The sequence below is a fragment of the Sorangiineae bacterium MSr11954 genome (genome assembly GCA_037157815.1).
GTDB classification, from domain to species: Bacteria; Myxococcota_A; Polyangia; order Polyangiales; family Polyangiaceae; genus Pendulispora; species Pendulispora albinea.
This window is the reverse complement of sequence record CP089984.1, coordinates 6,534,103-6,552,108: the sequence shown is the minus strand read 5'-3', so window position 1 is coordinate 6,552,108 and position 18,006 is coordinate 6,534,103. Positions and strand designations below refer to the sequence as shown.

At 65.7% G+C, this 18,006-nt stretch carries 16 protein-coding genes; 8 read left to right on the top strand and 8 right to left on the bottom strand.

Features of this window, described 5'->3' with window-relative positions; all coding sequences use genetic code 11:
- Positions 1–61: 61 nt before the first annotated feature.
- The 3 genes from LZC94_25225 to LZC94_25215 form a co-directional block, all read right to left on the bottom strand.
- Positions 62–619, bottom strand: coding sequence for a GNAT family N-acetyltransferase (locus LZC94_25225; GenBank protein WXB11165.1), 558 nt, complete (start codon positions 617–619; stop codon positions 62–64).
- A gap of 187 nt (positions 620–806) precedes the next feature.
- The gene (locus LZC94_25220; protein WXB11164.1) at positions 807–1,094 is read right to left on the bottom strand and encodes a hypothetical protein; all 288 of its coding nucleotides are present in this window, start codon (positions 1,092–1,094) and stop codon (positions 807–809) included.
- Between the two features lie 195 nt (positions 1,095–1,289).
- A complete protein-coding gene (locus tag LZC94_25215; protein ID WXB11163.1) occupies positions 1,290–3,323 on the bottom strand; it encodes a Xaa-Pro dipeptidyl-peptidase in 2,034 nt (677 codons plus the stop codon).
- 208 nt (positions 3,324–3,531) lie between these two features.
- Between LZC94_25215 and LZC94_25210 the strand changes: the two genes are divergently transcribed.
- Both LZC94_25210 and LZC94_25205 read left to right on the top strand, forming a co-directional pair.
- Positions 3,532–5,106, top strand: coding sequence for a TIM44-like domain-containing protein (locus LZC94_25210; protein ID WXB11162.1), 1,575 nt, complete (start codon positions 3,532–3,534; stop codon positions 5,104–5,106).
- A 128-nt stretch (positions 5,107–5,234) separates the two neighbouring features.
- The gene (locus tag LZC94_25205; GenBank protein ID WXB11161.1) at positions 5,235–5,453 is read left to right on the top strand and encodes a hypothetical protein; all 219 of its coding nucleotides are present in this window, start codon (positions 5,235–5,237) and stop codon (positions 5,451–5,453) included.
- Positions 5,454–5,510: 57 nt separating this feature from the next.
- On the opposite strand, the gene LZC94_25200 is transcribed toward LZC94_25205, so the two are convergent.
- The 3 genes from LZC94_25200 to LZC94_25190 all read right to left on the bottom strand — a co-directional run bounded on the left by LZC94_25200 (position 5,511) and on the right by LZC94_25190 (position 9,179).
- Positions 5,511–6,188 carry a hypothetical protein gene (locus LZC94_25200; protein ID WXB11160.1) on the bottom strand — a complete coding sequence of 226 codons (678 nt, stop codon included), beginning with the start codon at positions 6,186–6,188 and terminating at the stop codon, positions 5,511–5,513.
- A gap of 121 nt (positions 6,189–6,309) precedes the next feature.
- Complete coding sequence (locus LZC94_25195; protein WXB11159.1) at positions 6,310–7,470, bottom strand: 2-isopropylmalate synthase; 1,161 nt, start codon at positions 7,468–7,470, stop codon at positions 6,310–6,312.
- Positions 7,471–7,745: 275 nt separating this feature from the next.
- Entirely contained in the window at positions 7,746–9,179 is a 1,434-nt protein-coding gene (locus LZC94_25190; protein ID WXB11158.1) for a von Willebrand factor type A domain-containing protein, read from the bottom strand.
- Here LZC94_25190 and LZC94_25185 point away from each other — a divergent pair.
- Entirely contained in the window at positions 9,178–9,405 is a 228-nt protein-coding gene (locus LZC94_25185) for a hypothetical protein (protein ID WXB11157.1), read from the top strand. The two genes, LZC94_25190 and LZC94_25185, sit on opposite strands and share 2 nt — an antisense overlap.
- Positions 9,406–9,654: 249 nt before the next feature.
- Here the strand turns inward: LZC94_25185 and LZC94_25180 are convergent, their stop codons facing one another.
- Positions 9,655–11,157 carry a short-chain fatty acyl-CoA regulator family protein gene (locus LZC94_25180; protein WXB11156.1) on the bottom strand — a complete coding sequence of 501 codons (1,503 nt, stop codon included), beginning with the start codon at positions 11,155–11,157 and terminating at the stop codon, positions 9,655–9,657.
- Positions 11,158–11,348: 191 nt separating this feature from the next.
- Between LZC94_25180 and aceB the strand changes: the two genes are divergently transcribed.
- The 5 genes from aceB (at position 11,349) to LZC94_25155 (ending at position 16,618) form a co-directional block, all read left to right on the top strand.
- On the top strand, positions 11,349–12,938 hold the full coding sequence (aceB, locus tag LZC94_25175; protein ID WXB20243.1) for a malate synthase A: 1,590 nt from the start codon (positions 11,349–11,351) through the stop codon (positions 12,936–12,938).
- 110 nt (positions 12,939–13,048) lie between these two features.
- Positions 13,049–14,338 (top strand): isocitrate lyase, encoded by a 1,290-nt coding sequence (gene aceA / locus LZC94_25170; GenBank protein WXB11155.1) that lies wholly within the window; start codon positions 13,049–13,051, stop codon positions 14,336–14,338.
- A gap of 194 nt (positions 14,339–14,532) precedes the next feature.
- Positions 14,533–15,375 carry an NUDIX hydrolase gene (locus LZC94_25165; GenBank protein ID WXB11154.1) on the top strand — a complete coding sequence of 281 codons (843 nt, stop codon included), beginning with the start codon at positions 14,533–14,535 and terminating at the stop codon, positions 15,373–15,375.
- A 74-nt stretch (positions 15,376–15,449) separates the two neighbouring features.
- The gene (locus LZC94_25160; GenBank protein WXB11153.1) at positions 15,450–16,082 is read left to right on the top strand and encodes a hypothetical protein; all 633 of its coding nucleotides are present in this window, start codon (positions 15,450–15,452) and stop codon (positions 16,080–16,082) included.
- Positions 16,083–16,120: 38 nt separating this feature from the next.
- Positions 16,121–16,618, top strand: a complete 498-nt coding sequence (locus tag LZC94_25155) for a DUF3291 domain-containing protein (protein WXB11152.1) — start codon at positions 16,121–16,123, stop codon at positions 16,616–16,618.
- On the opposite strand, the gene LZC94_25150 is transcribed toward LZC94_25155, so the two are convergent.
- Positions 16,590–17,783 carry a hypothetical protein gene (locus LZC94_25150; GenBank protein WXB11151.1) on the bottom strand — a complete coding sequence of 398 codons (1,194 nt, stop codon included), beginning with the start codon at positions 17,781–17,783 and terminating at the stop codon, positions 16,590–16,592. The genes LZC94_25155 and LZC94_25150 overlap by 29 nt on opposite strands.
- Positions 17,784–18,006 lie beyond the last annotated feature (223 nt).

Here is an 18,006-nt window from a genome sequence, read left to right as displayed (position 1 = left end):
TTGGCGTAAGGAATACGCGTCGTTGGTCGATAGCATCCAAACGACGCGCTTCGTTGCTCCGTTACGCCGAGGTCCAATCCCACGCGATCACCGCCCACTCATCCACCGCATCGCGATAGGTCCTCACGACCTCGAATCCCACCCGGGCGTGGGCGCGCATCGAGCGTGTATTGCGGGTGGCGACCTCCGTCACACAGAGTGCGAAGCGGGAGGCGTAGCGGGCGCGGTGCTCGCGATAGAGGGCGTCGAACACGCCTTGGCCGCGGTAATCGTGCGCCACGCAAATTTGCCCCATGACGTAATAGGGGAGGGCGGCGAGCGGTTGGCCGCGCCATAGGAGCGTTTCGAATTGGTGGAACATTGGCTCGAGCATGGGAATCAAGGTGCGTGCCTCGACCGGCATCACCAGCGCGTAGCCCGCGACATGCTCTCCATCGCGCGCAATGACGCTCGGCGCAATGGAGTGCATTTGCTCGAGGATCGCGAGGGTGTGGGCCACGGTGACGAAGCCTTCGCGCCGCGCATCCTCGGCCGCGACCACCTCGCGCAGGTTTGCGCTTTGGAGCGCCAAAATTCGTTCCAGGTCCTGACGTCCTTCGACGAGGGTGACTTCGATCATGATCGCATCCCGATGCGGGCAATCTACCAGCTGTCACGGTGCACGCTAGAACAGGATGCCATCGCCGCATGGCGTCGCGCGCGGATCGACCTGGCGCCTCGAGGCCCTTGGCGCCTTGCCTGGCGCCTTCATGGACCTTGGCGCCTCGAGGCCTTGACGCCTTCATGGACCTTGGCACCTTGGCGCCTCAAGTGGAACGAGCACCTCCCGCCAGCTTCGTTCGAATCGTTTGCGGATATTCGGGAAAGTAGCGTTCGATGACCGGCAGCGCGAACCGCGAAAGGATGGATGACGCGGGCTCGCGCTCGAGCAGAAACTCGAACGAAGCTTCGAGCAGCCGCTCGGCGCTGGATCCGGGCGCGTAGCGTTGGATGTCGGACTCCGTCACCGTGACCGCGTGCACCGTGCGCGATCGCCCCTCCGCGACCGTGACCGTGTATGTCGATGCGCCCGATGCTGCGATGGAAATGGTCATGCGCGAATCGTACGCGACCGCGTGCTCTCGTGCGTGCCGCAAGCCGCGAGCCGCGAGCCGTAAGCCGGTCCGGCTTCCGCTTCAGCCGAATCCGCCACGAGGGCGCGTTGCGCGTAAACAACGAGCCTCGCGGCGGATTCGTCGAGATGCCCGCGGCCGAGACCTCCGTGCGCGGAACCTCCGTACGTCCGACGATCAGTAGAACGTGGAATCGAGGAGGCTCGTGCCCGCCGGCTCCACACCGCTCTCCGGCGGCTGGGGCGCATGAACCTGCGGCGGCCGGTCCGTCGCAAGGTCGGCGGCGACGGTCCGGCCCGCGCGCGAACGCGCGGCCGAGTCGGCGAGGGCCGTGGGTGGGTCGACCAGCGGCAGCTCGAGCCGGCTCGCGCCGAGGTCCACGTCGATGGTGGCGCCCGTCGTGAGCGGTGAGGTCAGCTCGGGATCGGTGGCCGTGAGGACCAGGCCCAAGACGTGGCCGGCGACGAGCGTGTCATCGCTCGCGTCCAGCGGGACGTCGAGATCGTACCAGGTATTGGGATTGAGGTTCGAGGGCCGGGTGAGCGAGTCACGATGCGCGGCATCCATCGAGCCGCGGGAGAGCACGCCGAAATCGGTCGTCTGGAGATCCAGCGCCGTGTCCAGGAAGCACGCGCTATCGGCGCTGGTCGACTCCCCCCAGCACGATCGCGTGGTCAGGTTGACGATGCCGCCTTGGCTCGCGCGGTAATTGATATTGCGCGACTCGCGGCCATAATCGACCAGGCGCGCCGTGAGCGACGTGGTCGGCTTGTTGACCCGCACCCGCAGCACCGCCCGCGACGTGCCCGAGATGCGAATGTCTTTCGCGAGCGGTTTGCTCAGGAAGACCAGACGCCCGCCCTTGGACGTGTTCGGATTGGATACGGCGGCCGACTCGGTCAAGCTGGTGTTGTCCGTGAACGTGCGCGTCGGGGCAACGAGCTCGGAGAGGGACGGAATGTCGCTGAGGGTGCCCGTCGTGCCGTTTCCGATGCCCAAGGTGAGCGACTCCGTGTGCGTGCCCGGCGGCGGCCACGAGGGCTCGTCCTTCCACGTGTTGGGCTTGCGCTCGACCGAGGCGATGGGGCCGTCCATGATCCCGTTGCTGCGGCCTTGGAGCCAATGGTCGAACCACTTGTGCAGGGTGTCGACCCACTCCGCGCGCCGGATGTCGAACGGGTCGACGTGCGCCTCTTTGTACAGCCAGATCTTGCGCGGGACGTTGCGCGCGCCGAGGGCGTTCCACCAGACGGAGTATTGCGGGGTGGTCACGTTCCAGTCGTCGAGGCCGTGCACGACGAAGACGCTCGCGCGAACCTTGTCGATCGCCGGGAGATAGTCGCGCTCCGCGAAGAACGCGTTGTAGTTGCCAGTGGTATCGTCCTGCCCCCTCCCGAGCGCATCGAACTGCGTTTGGCACGCGGCGGTGGGGCGATTGCCGATTTGGGCGGCGAGCCCGCGCACCCGGTTCCTCCCGCGAAGGACGCCCTCGGCGCGCGTATAGACGTACCAGCTGCTGATGGCCGCGATGGGCACGATCGTCACCAGACCATCGACCCCCGTCGCCGCCACGCCATTGGCGATGGTGCCGTCCCACGATTTTCCAATCATGCCGACTTTGCCGGTGGTCCAATCGGCCCGCACGGCCGTTCCATCGGCGCGGGTGGCCGTCGCGCGGCCATTGAGCCAATCGATGACCGCCTTGGCGCTTTGAATCTCCTCCTGGCCGCCCACGTCCAGGCAGCCGGTGGAGCGGTTGGTGCCCGCCAGATCGACCGCGACGAAGGCATAGCCGCGCGGCACGAAATAATTGTCGTAGAAGAGGGGGACTTTGGAAATGACGCCGCTCGAATCATACGCCTTGATCTGACTCTCGTTGCCGCGCCCCGGTGATTTGTAATAGGGCGACGCCTCGAGGATGACCGGTACCTTGACACCTGCGGAGACCGCCTCGCGCGGGCGTACGATGTCGACGGCCACCTTGTCCGGTTTGCCGTCGCCATCGTTGTCGAGGGAGGTGGTCACCCATACGCTCTCGCGAATGGCGTTGGCGTACGAGTAAATGGGGGTGCTCTCGCCATCGAGGGCCTGGGCCGCCGCCGATGTCGCGTCTTCGTCTTCGGTCGGTACGCTGCACGCGAAGAGCAGACAACCGATGCTGGTGAGTACCGCGGAACGTGCAACGCTGCTCTGCATCTTGGGATGGACCATGCGTCGGACCTCGCTGGTTGAGGAAAAAGCGGCGGGAGCATACGTCGAACCGGCGCATGGCGGGCACCTATGTGGCGTGCGATTTCGCATCCCCTGGCCGGCGCACCATCCTCCGACCTTCCGTCCACGCGGTGCGTTCCGTTTCCACGCGGTGCGTAAAGAGCCTTGCGGCAACGAATGGGCGACTTATGGTGGCCAATAAGGACCCATGCTCCCGCGAGCCGCTGCGATCCAGTCATCCAATCTGGCGTGGGCCCGGCCGGGCGGTGGGCAGTCGTTTTCGAGCGGGGGAGGGGGCGGAGGCGGTGCGGGCGGCCCCCTCGGCGGTGTGGGGTTCGGCGCGACGGACATCGGCGTGGAAAGTGGACCGCATCTTGCGGATCCCTTCCTCGGCAGGCTGCTGACCGAGCACTCCGATGTTTGCATGATGGCGACCGGCGCGCTGCTGCTCCTCGTGATGTGGCGGAGCGTCGTCTCGTGGAAATGGACACCGCGCCGAAAGACCATCGCGGCGCGCCGCGAGCCGCGGTCGTGGAAGGCGCTGGTGGAAGCACCTATCGCGCCCATCGTCCATCGAAGCCGTCGAACCGCGGGCGTCCCGCGTTCGCGGCTCGCGGCCCTTCGCGCGCTCGATCCCGATTTTTCGGTCGCGCTCTTCGAAGACTTCGCCTACCTGCTCTACGCGGAGATGCAGCGCGCGCGCGCCGGCGACGCCAGCCCCCTTCGCGCGCTGGCGCCTTTTCTCACGGAGGATGCCGCGCAGCAACTGCTCGCCGGGCCAAAGGTCGCCGAGGTGACCGGCATCGTCATCGGCGCCATGCGCATCACGGACTTCTCGGGCACGAGCGGCGCCCATGTGGAGCTCGAGCTCGAGTTCGAGGCCAGCTACTCCGAGGTGCTCGATCCCGAAGGGTCGCCGGCGCCCGCGCGCATGGAGTCGCATGTCTACGCGGTCGATCGCCTGCGTTTGCGCCGCGCGCGCACGGCCCGTTCGCGGCGGGGTGAGCGCGCGCGCAAGCTGGATTGCCCCAATTGCGGCGCGCCGCTTCGAAGCATGCGCGGAACGGAGTGCGCGCACTGCCACGAGGACGTGGGCGGGGGAAGGTTCGACTGGATGGTCATCGAATTTCGTACCCTGACGAAGAAAGCGCGCGCCCCGCTGGTCGCCCAGAACGTCGAAAACATGGGGACCGTCTATCCGACGGTGGTCGATCCCGAGGCCGACGCGCGGTTGCTCGATCTGCAGCGGCGCGATCCGCGCTTCGAGTGGGGCGCCTTCCGAGCGCGCGTGACCCATGTCTTTCAACAGCTTCGAATCGGCTGGTCGAACCGCGATGCGGCGCGAATTCGACCTTACGTCTCCGACAACCTCTTTCAATCGTGGGCGTATTGGATCGACCTCCATCACCGCGAACGCTGCAAAAATATCTGCAAGAACGCCAAGATCGTGCGGATCGATCTGGCCAATGTCCTGAGCGACCGCACCTACGACGCCATCACCGTGCGCATCTTCGCGTCGGCCATCGATTACACCGTCTCCGACGACGGGCGCGTGCTCTCCGGAAACCCGGATCGCGAGCGCCCCTACAGCGAATATTTCACCTTCCTGCGCGGCGCGGTGTCCGACGGCGGAGCGGGCGAAGAGTCGCCGTGCCCCCATTGCGGCGCGCCGCTCGCCATCGGCATGGTGGGAAACTGCACCCATTGCCGGACCAAGGTCGTCGCCGGAGAATTCGACTGGGTGCTCTCGCGCATCGAGCAGGATGGCGCCTACGCGGGCTGACGCTCTCGAGCGCGCATGCTATGTATGGCACGATGGGATCGATCGATCCGACGTCGAACGCCACGGCGCGGCGCAGAGCGTCCTTCGTGCGATGGGCGATTGCGAATGGCGTGCTCGCCCTGATTCTCATGTCGGCAATGACGATCGTGCTCGTCCATTCGGTTACAATCCGCCGCACGGACTTGGTTCCCGCTCCCAAGGTCGAGGGCTGGCGCGATTGGCCCGAGCAGACGGACCTTCGGGTGGATCTCGAGCCGCCCGACGGCATCGTGCTCCTGCTCGCGATCCTGCCCTTGTCTCCGCGGATCCCGCGAAAAGCGACATGCTGGATCGCCAGCGGCCGCTGATTCCCGATCGCGCCGTCGCGTTCGAACCCCGGAAATGACGGTCGTCGAGGTGAGCCATCATTTCGGTCTCGTGTAAATCACCCGTTCCTCGCGCGTCTTGGGATCGATGGCGATGATTTGCGTGACGTTGGGGTTCTTCTCCAAGGCCTCCCGCTCCCGGATCCAAACATTGCCGGGGCGGAGCTCCTGGCCGAGGACCACCCGCACCGTGCCCGAAGCGCCCTTTGCGAACTCTTGCGACATGTACTCCCACCGGGCCTCGGCCTCCGGGGTCTGATCGTCCCAATTGGGCATTCGAATGCCCTCGCGATCGAGGGTCGACTCCAATGTCTCCCCGCCGTAGCTATGGGCGATTTCGCGCGCCAGCTCCTCACCGCCGACCCCCTCCGTGCGCCCGGACCAAAAAAACGCCGAGTTGGGGGCGCTCGGGACGGGGTTGGTCGATGGCGCAGGGGGGTTCGATGGGGCCGGGGGATTCGAAGGAACGGTGGGGTTCGTGGTCCCGCGATCCCCCGGGCTCGGGCTGGACGCATTTCCCCCCGGCACCGGAGCGGTGCTGCCCAGTAAGACCGCGGTGGTCGTCTCCGCGGCCTTACCGGTGCGGCCGCCGAGGGCGCGGTAGCCGGCCGCGGCCATGAGCAAAATGGCAAAAAGGAGGAGTACGTATTCGACGCTGGACGCGCCCCTCCGGTTTCGAAACAGACGAACGAGATGGACGATGAACGAATGCACCATGACGAATCTCCGTCCAATGATCCGTCATAGGGTTCCAGCGTCACCCCATCAACCGCCGAGGGGCGCCAATGTTTTGGCGCCATGGTGCGCGCCGCGCGAAGGCGCGGATCGCAGGTCCCCTTCAGGCGTGCGCGCCCTCGCGGCAAATGGCCCTTATCTCCGCGTCGTCGACCATCGGCCTTTGATCGGCCAGCGCCTGGAAGCGGGCAAATGTCTCCTCCTCGCGCTCCTTGGAGAGCTCGACCCCCAGCGCGCGCACCCGCGCCAGAAACCCCGCGCGCCCCGACAATTTCCCGAGCACGATCTCGGTGCCGCGCGTATTGCCCACCATCGCCGGATCGATCCACTCGAACGTCTCCCGCTTTTTGAGCACGCCATCTTGATGGATCCCCGACGCATGGCGAAACGCGTTCTTGCCCACCAGCGCCTTGTTCGGCGCGACCGCCATCCCGCTCCGCGCCGCGACCAATTGCGACAGCTCGGCGAGCTTCGTCGTATCCACGTCCACATGAACGCCGAGCGCAGGCCCGTGCAACCGGAGCGCCATGACGACCTCCTCGAGCGCCGTATTGCCCGCCCGCTCCCCGATCCCATTGACCGTCAGCTCCACCTGACGCGCCCCGGCCCTCACGGCCTCGAGGGTGTTCGCCGTCGACAGTCCCAAGTCGTCCTGCCCATGGAAGCTCAGACATACGCGCCCCAGCTCGGGGACCTTCGCGCGCACATCGAGGATCATCGCGTGAAGCCGGTGCGGCAACACATAGCCGACCGTGTCGGGCAAATTGATCGTCGTGGCGCCCGCGGCAATGGCCGTGCGCACGATCTCGGCGAGAAAATCCGGATCGGCGCGCGTGGCGTCCATCGGGGAGAACTCCACGTCCGCGACGTAGGTTCGTGCCCGCTGGACCATGGCGCCCGCGAGCGCGCGCACGTCCTCCCGGCTCTTTCGCAGTTGATGCGCGAGGTGCGTGTCGCTCGAATTGAGGAAAATGTGAATGCGCGGTTCGGCGGCCGGCTTCAACGCTTCGGTCGCTGCATCGATGTCCTCGGGCACGGCACGCGCAAGGGCACAAATGGCGGAGCCCCGGACATCCTTGGCCACGGCCTGCACATTGGCAAACTCGGCCGCGCTCGCCGCGGGGAAGCCCGCCTCGATGACGTCGATGCGCATGGCCTCGAGCATGCGCGCAATTTCCAATTTGTCGGCGCGGGTGAAGTTGACGCCGGCAGACTGCTCACCGTCGCGCAACGTGGTATCCAGAATCGTTATCTTGTCGGACATTTCGGTTCTCCTGGGGTCGAGACCGGAGAAGCCGAAAGAGCGAAAGACCCGACGAACGCGGTGGAGGTTTGCCTCCTGAATGCCGATCCCTCTTCCAGCCGCTCCGGCGGAAGAGGGACGTCGACTCGTTTCTTCTAGGACCGAGTGACGCTCTCTCCCGCCTTACGAAGGAGAAGGGCGAGCGAGAGGATCTCGGGAAGAAGGGCGAGCACGGACATCGCGAGTGGCGTCACCTTGAACCATCTCACGATGGAGGTCAAGCATCCCCAACCCGCTCACTTGGCCATGGCGCTGGCCGAGCGCAGCCCCTCGGGCGCAAGTCGCGTGGCCCGTTCGACCAAACCGATGAACTCCGCTTGCTCCGGCTTGCCGGTGGTGGCGCCGCGCGCGATGCGGGCGATATCGGAGAAGCGCGCGTTGGCCGCGTAGGGGCTCCGGCGCAGGATTTCGGCGAAGCCCGAGACGGCCACGGCAAAGCGCAAATCGCGCGGGGCCTCGTCGAAGGAGCGGGCGATCGCGCCCGGGTTCATCGACTCGGCGTGCTCGCTCGCGGCGTCCGGGCCGTTGGGCGAAGGGGTGGGCGCCTTGTGGCGGACCCGCACCACGATGGGGGAGCGATCCTGGCCCTTGAGGACCACGTCGTAGAGCGCGGTCACCGCGTGCCCGGCGCCGACCTCGCCGCCGTCGACGTGGTCGTTGCGGAAGTCTTTGTCGGCCACGTCGCGGTTCTCGTAGCCCACCAGGCGGTATTCCTTCACCACCTCGGGGGAGAACTCGACCTGCACTTTCATATCGCGGGCCACCACCTCGAGCATGCCGTTCACTTGATCGCCAAACACACGGCGCGCTTGCTCCACGCTGTCGATGTAGGAGTAATTGCCATTCCCCTTGTCGGCCAATTGCTCCATCATCGTGTCTTTGTAGTTGCCATTTCCAAAGCCGATGGTGGAGAGGGTGATCCCCTTGTTCTTGTAGCGCGCGATCTGGTCCAGGATCGCCTCGTGCGACGTGGCGCCCACATTGGCGTCGCCGTCGGAGAGCACCACCACGTGGTTGATGTGTCCCGCCACCCGCCCGCGCTCGGCGAGCCGGTAGGCGAGGTCGATGCCGCTGGACATGGCGGTCGAGCCCCCGGCCGAGAGATCGTCGATGGCGCGCAGGACCCGGTCTTTTTGCTCGATGCTGGTGGGGGGCAGCACCTCGCGCACGCTGCCGGCATAGGTGCAGAGCGCAATCGTATCGCCGCCCTTGAGCGACGACGTGAGGATCTTGAGGCTCTTCTTCGCCAGCTCGATCTTGTCCTCGGACTGCATCGAGCCGCTGGTGTCGACCAGGTACGTGAGATGCACCGGGCGGCGCTCGGCGGTGGAGACGCGCTTGGCCTGAATGGCGACGCGCAAATAATGATGACCGGCGGCGTAGGGCGAGGGCGCGCCGGCCATGTGGATCGTATAGGGGAGCGCGCTCGTTTTGTAGTCGTAGCCGTAATCGAAGTAGTTCAAGTACTCCTCGGTCCGCACCGCGCTCACCGGCGGCAGCCCGCCCTCGAGCAATTTGCGCCGGCTGATGGAGTACGACGCCGTGTCCACGTCGATGGCAAAGGTGGAGAAGCGATCCTTCTTCGGGTCGGTCGCGGCATTGACGCCGTAGTCCCGGTAATCCTCGGTGTTCGACACCGGCTCGGGCGGCGGGGGCGGGGGAGACGGCATGATCGCCGCCTCCGCTTTTGGCGCGCCGGCGGCCATCGGGCGGCTGAGCGGGGCTGCCATCGCCGGGGGACTGGGCGCCATCGCGGGGGCGCGGGGCGCTGCGGCCACCGTGCGCTTGGACGGCGACGGAGGCTTGCTGGCCGGCGCGGACATCGGCATGGGGGTGCTTGCCGGCATGGGGGCGTCCGCCGACATCGGCGGGGCCTCCGCGGCGACGGACTCGTAGCTGCGGCTGCTGCCCGACGACGCCGACTCGGAGGCGGCATACTGCGCGGGGCTCGCCTCGGCGGCACGCCGGCTCGTGCCGCATCCGCCGAGCGCAGGCAGAACGCCTAGGGTGGTCACGAAAAAGAGCGGAACGATCGAGCTTGGACGTGTGCGCATGGCGAGCTCCTGGTTTTGCCTCGGGGATTGCCTACGAAACGCGCAATCGGCCGCGACCTTACAGCCCGCCGTCGTTTTCTTCTTTCCCGAGCTACCGCCCCACCACGTGCCGCTCCAGCCGGCCCGCCGTCGGATGACCCGCCAACGGGTTCGACACGTTGTAGAGCGTCAGCCCGCGGACGTTCTCGTTGACCTGGAGCGGCTGGAAAATCGACGGCAGCACGCGCTGCTCGCAATCGGTGCGATCGCAGAGCCGGCAGGTGACCCCCACCGGGGTGACCGTGTCCAGGTGATCCAGATCCACGCCGTCGGAGTACACCATCTCTTTGGCGTACGGCACCTGGCACCCGAGCCCGATGGCCTGCACCGGATGCTGCGCGTGGTAGCCGCCGCTGTCTTTGTGGATGGTGCGCGCCAGACAGAAATAGGCCACGCCATCGGTCATGCGCGAGAGCTGGATGCGGATCATCCCCGGCGTGAGGAACGCCGCGAAGATGTTCCACCGCGGACAGACCCCGCTGAACCGCGCGAAGCGAATGCCCGACGCGCTGAAGCGCTTCGAAATGTTCCCGGCCACGTCGATGCGGATCATATGGAACGGCACGCCCTCGGCCCCGGGGCGCCGCAAGGTCGTCAGCCGGTGGCAGACTTGCTCGAAGCCCACGCGAAAGCGCCGCCCGATCACGTCGATGTCGTAGCGCTCCTCGCGCGCCGCTTGCAAGAAAGGGACGTACGGCATGAGCACCGCGCCCGCGAAGTAGTTGGCCAGCGCGATGCGCGCGAGCGCCCGCGACTCGTCGGTGGTCAGCCGCGGATCGGAGGCGATGGCGTCGAGGCGCGCCTTCTGCGTGAGCAGCCCGATCTGATGCGCGAGCTGGAACTGCCGGCTGCGCGTGGGCAACAGCTCCGACAGGCTCAGGATCTTTCGGTCGGCGTCGAAGCGGCGCAAGGTCCCGCGCTCGGCCTCGCCGCGCGCGATGCGAACTTGCACCCCCAGCTGCTTCTCCAAGTAGCGAACGAGGGGCGTGTAGAGATCGTCGAGCCCCAGCTTCGCCTTGGCCCAGAGCTCTTCGGCGCCCGTCTCCAGCTCGGGAAAATGATTCATGTACGTCTGAAGCAGATCGCTGACCTCTTCGGAGGGGATGCTCGAGCGCTCCACCCCCGTGAGATCCTGCTCACCCTCGGTGAGCCGCGACGAAAGCGAATCGGCGGACTCGCGCATGCTCTGATAGGCGCGGTACAAAGAGAGCACGGCGCGGCCCGCGTTCGGGCTCGCGGCGGCGACCTCGCGCACTTCGGTCGATGTGAGGCCGTTGCCCTCGAACAGGGGATCGGCGAACACCTCGATCAAGTCGGCCACCAAGCGCGCATCCTCATCGGTGGCGAACGAATGCAAGTCCACGTTGAAGAGTTGCGCGAGGCGAATGAGGAGCGAGGCAGGCAGGGGCCGCTTGTTGCTCTCGATGAGGTTCAAGTAGCTGGCCGAGATTCCGAGCCGCTCAGCCAACTGCACCTGGTTCAAATTTTCTCGCCTGCGGAGGGCGCGCACTTTTGCCCCAAGCCGAGGACCCCCCGTTTCTCTCGCATTTTCCATGGCTCACCTCCACGTGGCCACGCACAGTTGCCACAGATGTAGTTTAGCAAATTGACAGAGTTGACAACTTTACTGCCTGTCATTGACTTTGCTCAACCCTTATTTCTCCGAAGAATGTTGATTTTTGGATCGTTCAACATCATTTTCAACGCGTCGCGCAACGGTGCTCCATGACCCTCCAACTCGATCCCATCCAAGAAGCATCGAACGTCTCCTCCGACAACTCCGGCAGCTCCGGGCGCTTGTCCGACCTTCTCCGACCCGAAGCCCTGGCGTTCGTCGAGGAGCTGGTCAAGCGCTTTGCTCCTCGCATCGAGGAGCGGCTCGCTGCCCGCCGTGAAACGCAAGCTCGCTTCGATCGCGGGCGGCTCCCGGAATTCTTGATTGAAACGAGCGATATCCGCGCAGGCAATTGGCGCGTGGCCCCGCTCCCGCAAGATCTGCTCGACCGCCGCGTCGAGATCACGGGGCCGGTCGATCGCAAGATGGTCATCAACGCGCTCAACTCGGGCGCCAACGTGTTCATGGCCGATTTCGAAGACGCCAACGCCCCCACGTGGGAAAACGTCGTTCAAGGTCAGAAGAACCTCTACGACGCCATCCGGCGGACGATTCGGTTCACGGCGCCGGAGACGGGCAAGTCGTATGCGCTGAACGAGAAGACCGCGGTGCTGTTCGTCCGCCCGCGCGGGCTGCACCTGCCCGAGCGCCACGTCCGCTACCAGGGCAAGGCGATCCCGGGCGCGCTCTTCGACTTCGGCATTTACTTCTTCAACAACGCCCACGCCCTGCGCGAGCGCGGCACCGGCCCGTACTTTTACCTGCCGAAGCTCGAAGGCTACCTCGAGGCGCGCATCTGGAACGACGTCTTTCTCTTCGCCGAGTCGGCGCTCGATCTCCCGCGCGGCACCATCAAGGCGACCGTGCTGATCGAGACCTTGCCGGCCGCCTTCGAGATGGACGAGATCCTCTACGAGCTGCGCGAGCACTCGGCCGGCCTCAACTGCGGCCGCTGGGACTACATTTTCAGCTTCATCAAGAAGCGCTGCAACGATCCCAACGCCGTGCTCCCCGACCGCGGCCTGGTCACGATGGACAAAGGCTTCTTGCGCGCCTACGCCAAGCTCGTCATCAAGACGTGCCACCGCCGCGGCGTGCACGCCATGGGCGGCATGGCCGCGCAGATCCCCATCAAGGACAACCCGGCCGAGAACGAAGCGGCGCTCGCGCGGGTGCGCGCCGACAAGCTCCGCGAGGTGACCGACGGCCACGATGGAACGTGGGTCGCGCACCCCGGGCTGGTGCCCATCGCGCGCGAGGTGTTCGACGCCAACATGCCGGGGCCCAACCAGCTCCACGTGCTGCGCGAGGACGTGCAGGTCACGCGCGAGGATCTCTTGGCGATCCCGACCGGCGCTCGAACCGAGGCGGGCGCGCGCCACAACATCCGCGTGGGCATCCAGTACATCGAATCCTGGCTGCGCGGCGCGGGGTGCGTGCCGCTCTACCACCTGATGGAGGACGCCGCGACCGCCGAGATTTCCCGTGCGCAAGTGTGGCAGTGGATGCACCACCGCGCCCCCCTGGAGGACGGGACGACCATCGATCGCGAGAGGTTCGCCCGCTTCGTGGAAGAAGAAATGCAGCGCATTCGGGGCGAGGTCGGTGAAAAGCGCTTTACGAACGGCCGCTTCGCCGAGGCGCGCGCGCTGTTCGAGGCGCTCTCCACCGCTAGCTCTTTCGAAGAGTTCCTGACGCTCCCCGCGTACGACAAACTTTAGCCCGCTTCATCATCCAATCCTCAAGCCCATTTCGTTCCGGTATCGCCGTGATGCCACGGACGAAGTCCATTCGAAATTCCCGCAACCCGAGTGGGATCAGGAGAAAAGTCATGTCTCTCGCCGCCGTCGCCGAAATCGCAGGTCGTCAAGGTTACGTCACCGACGTGAATGCCAAGCGCTTCGAAGGCATTCATCGCAACTACTCCGTAGCGGACGTCAATCGACTTCGGGGATCGATTCGCGTCGAGCACACGCTCGCGAGCCTGGGCGCCGAGCGGCTCTGGAACATGCTCACGCACGACGACTACGTGCACGCGCTCGGCGCCCTCTCCGGCAATCAAGCCGTGCAGATGGTGCGCGCCGGCCTGAAGGCCATTTACGTGAGCGGCTGGCAGGTGGCGGCGGACGCGAACACGTCCGGTCAAATGTACCCGGACCAGAGCCTGTACCCGGTCGATAGCGTGCCGACCTTGGTGGAGCGCATCAACGCCGCCCTCATGCGCGCCGATCAGATCGAGCACGCCGAGGGCAAGAAGGAGCGCTACTGGTACGCGCCGCTGGTGGCCGACGCCGAGGCCGGCTTCGGCGGTCCGCTCAACGCCTTCGAGCTGATGAAGTCGATGATCAAGGCCGGCGCCGCCGGCGTTCACTTCGAGGACCAGCTGGCCGCGGAGAAGAAGTGCGGCCACCTCGGCGGCAAGGTGCTCGTCCCCACGGGTCAATTCATCCGCACCCTCAACGCCGCGCGCCTGGCGGCCGACGTCATGGACGTGCCCACCGTCCTCATCGCCCGCACCGACGCCCACAGCGCCAAGCTCCTGACCAGCGACGTCGACGAGCGCGATCTTCCGTTCATCGACGGCTCGTCCCGCACGCGCGAGGGCTTCTTCCGTCTCAAGGGCGGCATCGAGTGCGCGATCGCGCGCGCCATCGCCTACGCGCCGTTCGCGGACGTCATCTGGTGCGAGACCTCCACCCCGGACATGGCGGAGGCCAAGGAGTTCGCCGAGGCCGTTCGCGAGAAGTTCCCGAACAAGCTTTTGGCCTACAACTGCTCGCCCTCGTTCAATTGGAAGAAGAACCTGAGCGACAGCGACATCGCGAAGTTCCAGCGCGAGCTGGGCGCCATGGGCTACAAGTTCCAGTTCGTGACCCTGGCGGGCTTCCACTCGCTCAACTTCTCCATGTTCGAGCTGGCGCGCACGTACAAGGACCGCGGCATGGCGGCCTACTCCGAGCTGCAACAGGCGGAGTTCGCGGCCGAAAAGAACGGCTACTCGGCCACCCGCCACCAGCGCGAGGTCGGCACCGGCTACTTCGACCAGGTGACCGAGGTGATCACGGGCGGCGAGTCGTCCACCTTGGCGCTCGAAGAGTCGACCGAGGCGGCGCAGTTCTGACATGAGGGCCGGATTTCATCCGGCACGACGTCCGCAATTCAAGCCCGAGCTGGTGCACGCCCCGTGTGTGCCGGCCCGGGCTCGCGGCATTCATGTCCAAGAGACATCGTCGATGCCCGACGGTGCGGTGGCGCCTCATTTTCGGTCGAGCGCGGGGGCGAAAGGCCGTATATGCTTCAGGCGCTTTTCCAGCGATGAAGACCGCGAACGACGATGACGTGCCGAAGTCGAAGCTCATCTTTTCGAACCCGCGCGACGAGGCCGCCGAAGCCGCTTTTCTCCGCAGATACCGCCTAGGCGATTTTCCCCGGCCGTCGGTGAGCGTCGGCATCGCGGCGTTCAGCGTGCTCGATGCCGAGCTGCGCGTCCTCTTGATCCGCCGCGGGGAGCACCCCTTCAAGGGGGCGTGGGCGCTGCCCGGCGGGTTCGTGCGGGTCCGCGATGGGCGCCATCAACAAGGCGAAGACTTGGATGTCGCCGCCACGCGGGAGCTGGAGGAGGAGACGGGGCTCCGCGGGACCGACGTGCACCTCGAACAGCTCGGGGCCTTTGGCGAGGCGGGGCGGGATCCGCGCATGCGCGTGATCGCGGTGGCCTACTACGCGCTCGTTCGTCCGGAGCTGGTGCCGCTCGTGCGCAGCGGTGGAGACGCCGCCGGGGTGGCCGGGGTGGATTGGGCGCCTGTGAACGCGCTCCAAGCTCCGGCCATGGCCTTCGATCACCACCGCATCCTCCTGTGCGCCCTCTCGCGCATGGCCGAGCGCGTTGGCTCCTCGAGCATCGCCTCGGCGCTCGTGCCGAAGGTCTTCACCGTTCCGGAGCTTCGCCACGTCCATGCGATCATCATGGGCGCCACGGGCAAGATGGGCGCCACGGGCAAGCCGCACGATGCGGATCGTTTCCGGCGAACGTTCGAGCGCATGCTCGATGAGGGCATCCTCGAGCGCGCGCCCGGGAGAGGCGCGATGGCGTCGGCGCCCGTCTACCGGTTCGTGGAGGGCACGGCGTCGCCGACGGAGCATGCGGCTTCGCGTTGAGTGAGGACGCGTAGGGCGTACGAGCCAGGCGGCTCGGCGTGGGGACACCCCGCGCGTTGATGTAGACTCCCGCCGTGGGAGACGATCTGAGCGCGCTGGCGCATTTGCACGATCCGATACGGCGAAGCCTCTACGAGTTCGTGACGAACCGAGGGACCGACGTGGATCGGGGGGAGGCGGCCGAGGCCGCGGGGATTTCGCGCACGCTGGCCGCGTTTCATCTCGATAAGCTGGTGGAGGCGGGGCTCCTGGAGTGCCGGTTCAAGAGCCCCGTGAAGAAAGGGCCGGGTAGCGGTCGCCCGGCCAAGGTCTACCGCCGCGCCGCGGGGGAGCGCCTCGTAAGCTTGCCGCCGCGCGATTATGCCGGCCTCGCCTCGGTGCTGGCGGACGCGGTGGATCTCCTCGGCGGCGAGGAGCAGGCGGAGAAGGCCGCGCGCGCTGCAGGGGCGCGGATCGGAACGCGCAGTCGCCCGCGCCATATGCTGAAGGTGCTCGAGGAGCGCGGCTACGAGCCGTATGTCGAGGGCGAGGAGATCCGGCTGCGCAATTGCCCGTTTCATCGGCTCGCCGAGGAGCACCCCGTCCTCGTTTGCTCCATGAACCTGGCCCTCTGCCAAGGCCTCCTCGAGGGGCTCGATGACGACCCCAACCGCGCACGAATGGCCCCCCGACCCCGGGAATGCTGCGTGGTCTTTCTAAATAAATAAAATTTGACATAGAAGAGGCGCCGTTGTTCTTTAGGGTGATGCACCTGGCAGAACTCAACATCGCCCACTTGCGCGCGCCCATCGACGCGCCCGAGCTCCTCGCATTCGTCGACGGGCTCCAACCCATCAACGAGCTCGCAGACCGCGCGCCCGGCTTCGTCTGGCGGCTCAAAGAAGATCCAAACGATCCGCGGGCGACCGTTCAGCACGTGTATGGCGATCATATCTTGGTCAACTTCTCGATCTGGGAATCGCTCGAGAGCCTCTGGGACTTCGTCTACAAGACGCACCATTTGGAGTTCTTACGGCGCCGGCGTGAATGGTTTCACCGCATGGCGGAGCCCTATTTCGTCATGTGGTGGATCCCCGAAGGCCATATTCCCAGCTTGGCCGAGGCCATGGACCGGCTCGAGCGCCTCAAGGCCAGAGGGCCGACCCCCGCGGCCTTCACGTACAAGGACTCGTATTCGGCGGAAGAAGCCGCGAATTGGGAGGCGGCCGAAGCAGCTAGAAGTGCGACTGCACCGACAGGTTGAAGCTCCTATCGACCAAGGACGTTCCCTCCGGCGCGTGGCGCGGCCAGATGACGTACTCCGTGAGCACCATCACGTTGTCGTGCGGCTTGATGGCGAGGGCGGGCGCGTGGATCCACTCTTTGACGGAGACGTCGTTGTAGAAGCCCGCGCTGCCGTTGTAGCGGAGGGTCAGGCGCCACCAATTCAAATCGGCGCCCACGAGAACGTAATCGTTGTTCTTGGAGAAGCGGCCGGGGAGGGCGGGGGACGTGGCGGTGGCGGGAACGGCGCGATACGGGAACTCGTGCACCGATTGCCCCCACTGGTGCTGGTATTCGGCGCGCAGCTCGAAGCCGTCGCCTTTCAAGGTGGTGTCCACGGCGCCGCGGACCACGTCGTGCGTGCCGTCGGGGAGATCGGCTTGGAAGTACTCGCCCGAGGCGGCCGCCTCCAGGGTCATGCCGTGGCCGAGCCGGAGGAATGGCCCCACGCGCGCGACGAAGTCGTTCAGGCGCCGCCCGCCGGGCAGCGAAATGGTGTCGCGCGCGACCAGGGAGTTGTTCGTGGTGCCGTCGCTCAGGAAATATTGAAGCACGTAGTGGAAGGCGAGGTCGCGGTCGGCCGGTGGATCCTTCGATTCGAGGGAGACGCCGTAATTAGGATTCGTCTTCATTCCATCGTACAGCTGAATGTTTCCATAGAAGGAGCGGTCCCAGAAAAGTCCTAGGCGGCTGTATACCTTTCCCACCTTGACGGTCGCTGGGCCCAGATCAGCCGATACGTACGCTTCTTGCAGCCAAATGTTCGATGTAAAGAAGGCGCGATGCTTCGTGTCGCGGAAGCGCGGCTCGATGTGAATGGCAAATCGCCCGAGGTCCGCGTTGAGCAGAAGGCTCGCGTAGAGCTCTACGATTTTGGGGCCCAGATCGATCGGTTGGAACCAATAGAGAATGGTGCCGCCGCCGATTCGCAAGGTCTTCGTCCAAGCGGGGATCTCGATGGGCGTGGGCCATGCGCTCGGTCCCGGCTCGGCTTGCGTGAGCTTCGTTTGCGCCGGATTGGTTTGCGCGGGCGTGGTTTGTGCCGAAGTCGTTTGGGTGGAAGTCGTTTGTGCGGACGTCGCTTGCGCCGGCGTGGTTTGTACGGATGTCGTTTGTGCGAGCGCCTGTGTTTTCGAGGCGGTCATCGCGTTCGGTGCGGTATCGTCTGCGCGTGCATGCGCCTCCGCACAAAGGCATGTCGCGACGAACGCGGCCAACGCCGCGACGAAACGCGCGCCTCGAAGGCGAAGGACGATGCGTGCAGCGCGAGCGGCGGAAGAGCTCTTCAAGCCCGGTTTCACGCGCCGACCATACCGCACGCAACGGTTGCGGTGTCGGGAAATTTCGTTATAGTGGACATTAATTCGT

Excerpts from the sequence above, each read along its gene's own strand:
- LZC94_25225 (WXB11165.1), bottom strand. The coding sequence starts at position 619 with ATGATCGAAGTCACCCTCGTCGAAGGACGTCAGGACCTGGAACGAATT.
- aceA (WXB11155.1), top strand. The coding sequence starts at position 13,049 with ATGTCTCTCGCCGCCGTCGCCGAAATCGCAGGTCGTCAAGGTTACGTC.
- LZC94_25200 (WXB11160.1), bottom strand. The coding sequence starts at position 6,188 with ATGGTGCATTCGTTCATCGTCCATCTCGTTCGTCTGTTTCGAAACCGG.
- LZC94_25215 (WXB11163.1), bottom strand. The coding sequence starts at position 3,323 with ATGGTCCATCCCAAGATGCAGAGCAGCGTTGCACGTTCCGCGGTACTC.
- LZC94_25195 (WXB11159.1), bottom strand. The coding sequence starts at position 7,470 with ATGTCCGACAAGATAACGATTCTGGATACCACGTTGCGCGACGGTGAG.
- LZC94_25180 (WXB11156.1), bottom strand. The coding sequence starts at position 11,157 with ATGGAAAATGCGAGAGAAACGGGGGGTCCTCGGCTTGGGGCAAAAGTG.
- LZC94_25220 (WXB11164.1), bottom strand. The coding sequence starts at position 1,094 with ATGACCATTTCCATCGCAGCATCGGGCGCATCGACATACACGGTCACG.
- LZC94_25190 (WXB11158.1), bottom strand. The coding sequence starts at position 9,179 with ATGCCGTCTCCCCCGCCCCCGCCGCCCGAGCCGGTGTCGAACACCGAG.
- LZC94_25185 (WXB11157.1), top strand. The coding sequence starts at position 9,178 with ATGATCGCCGCCTCCGCTTTTGGCGCGCCGGCGGCCATCGGGCGGCTG.
- LZC94_25165 (WXB11154.1), top strand. The coding sequence starts at position 14,533 with ATGAAGACCGCGAACGACGATGACGTGCCGAAGTCGAAGCTCATCTTT.
- LZC94_25155 (WXB11152.1), top strand. The coding sequence starts at position 16,121 with ATGCACCTGGCAGAACTCAACATCGCCCACTTGCGCGCGCCCATCGAC.
- LZC94_25205 (WXB11161.1), top strand. The coding sequence starts at position 5,235 with ATGTCGGCAATGACGATCGTGCTCGTCCATTCGGTTACAATCCGCCGC.
- LZC94_25210 (WXB11162.1), top strand. The coding sequence starts at position 3,532 with ATGCTCCCGCGAGCCGCTGCGATCCAGTCATCCAATCTGGCGTGGGCC.
- LZC94_25150 (WXB11151.1), bottom strand. The coding sequence starts at position 17,783 with ATGACCGCCTCGAAAACACAGGCGCTCGCACAAACGACATCCGTACAA.